The 1,770-nt window shown below is 73.8% G+C and carries 2 protein-coding genes; one reads left to right on the plus strand and one right to left on the minus strand.

Annotated features, from left to right (window positions below; translation table 11 throughout):
- Positions 1-76 precede the first annotated feature (76 nt).
- Positions 77-1,231: an ATP-binding protein gene (locus KN815_RS48930; RefSeq protein ID WP_216348180.1), complete on the minus strand. Its 1,155-nt coding sequence runs from the start codon at positions 1,229-1,231 to the stop codon at positions 77-79.
- Positions 1,232-1,368: 137 nt separating this feature from the next.
- Here KN815_RS48930 and KN815_RS48935 point away from each other — a divergent pair.
- The coding region (locus KN815_RS48935) for an SWIM zinc finger family protein (RefSeq protein WP_216348181.1) at positions 1,369-1,770 on the plus strand (402 nt) is incomplete at its 3' end.

Raw genomic sequence — 1,770 nt, forward strand, 5'->3', positions numbered from 1 at the left:
GCCCGCGCCGACCCGGGCCCGTGATGGCGCACGCCCAGCAGCAGCGGGCCGGCGGCCCGCGCCCGCGGGGCGCCCGTCATGCGGTCACCTCTCGGCACGAGCGGTAGAAGTCCTTCCAGCCGTCGCGCTCGCGGACCACCGTCTCCAGGTACTCCTGCCAGATGACGCGGTCGGCCGCCGGGTCGCGGACGACCGCGCCCAGGATGCCCGCGGCCACATCGCCCGCCCTCAGCACGCCGTCGCCGAAGTGGGCGGCGAGGGCGAGGCCGCCGGTGACCACGGAGATGGCCTCGGCCGTCGACAGCGTGCCCGAGGGCGACTTCAGCTTCGTACGGCCGTCGCCGGTCACTCCCTCGCGCAGCTCGCGGAAGACCGTGACCACCCGGCGGATCTCCTCGACGCCCTCCGGGAGCTCCGGGAGCTCCAGCGAGCGGCCGATCTGGGCGACGCGGCGGGAGACGATGTCGACCTCGTCCTCCGGGGTCGCGGGCAGGGGCAGCACGACCGTGTTGAACCGGCGGCGCAGGGCGCTGGAGAGTTCGTTGACCCCGCGGTCGCGGTCGTTGGCGGTCGCGATCAGGTTGAACCCGCGGACCGCCTGGGCCTCCTCCCCCAGCTCCGGGATCGGCAGCGTCTTCTCGGACAGGATGGTGATCAGCGTGTCCTGCACATCGGCCGGGATGCGCGTCAGCTCCTCCACGCGCGCGGTCATGCCGTCCGTCATCGCGCGCATCACCGGGCTGGGCACGAGCGCGTCGCGGCTCGGGCCGTGGGCGAGGAGCTGGGCGTAGTTCCACCCGTACCGGATGGCCTCCTCGGGCGTCCCGGCGGTGCCCTGGACCAGCAGGGTCGAATCGCCGCTGACCGCGGCCGCCAGATGCTCCGAGACCCATGTCTTGGCGGTGCCGGGCACGCCGAGCAACAGCAGGGCGCGGTCGGTCGCGAGGGTGGTGACGGCGACCTCGACGATGCGGCGCGGCCCCACGTACTTGGGTGTGATCACGGTGCCGTCGGGCAGCGTGCCGCCGAGCAGATAGGTGGCGACCGCCCACGGCGACAGCCGCCACCGCGCGGGCCTCGGACGGTCGTCGGCCGCGGCCAGCGCGCTCAGCTCGTCGACGAAGGCGTCCTCCGCGTGCGGACGCAGCGCTTCCGCGGCTCCGGCGGCCTCGGTGGGCCCTGCCGCTGCGCTGGTGTCGGTGGATTCGGTTCCGGGCACAGTGACGGTCACAGCTCCCCCACGACTTGTTTCCTCGTTCCGTTTCCGGACGTGTGAACCACCCTGCACCACCCCACTGACAACCGGCCCCCGGTCAACAAACGCCCAGGTCAGGGCGATTGTCAGTGGGTGCACGTACCGTCGCAGACATGAATCCGCAGGGGGAACGCTGGACGGCGGAGCGGGTGCTGGCCCTGGCTCCTGACGCCACGTCACGCACGGCGGGCGGCAAGCTCGCCGCGGCCGGCACGTGGTCGGGCGCGGGCGCGCACGGCGAGGCGGTATGGGGGCTGTGCTCGGGCAGCGGCAGCAAGCCGTACCAGACGGTTGTCGATCTGAACGGGCCCGGTTATCGGTGCAGTTGCCCGAGCCGGAAGTTCCCGTGCAAGCACGCGCTGGGCCTGCTGCTGCTGTGGACGTCCGGCGAGGGGGGCGTGCCCGGGAGTGGGGAGCCGCCGGAGTGGGCCGAGCAGTGGCTGGGCGACCGGCGGGAGCGGGCCGGGAAGCTCGCCGCCGCGGCCCGGGACGGGGGCCCGGGCCGCGGCGGTGAC

Source organism: Streptomyces niphimycinicus (genome assembly GCF_018883605.1).
Taxonomy (GTDB): domain Bacteria; phylum Actinomycetota; class Actinomycetes; order Streptomycetales; family Streptomycetaceae; genus Streptomyces; species Streptomyces niphimycinicus.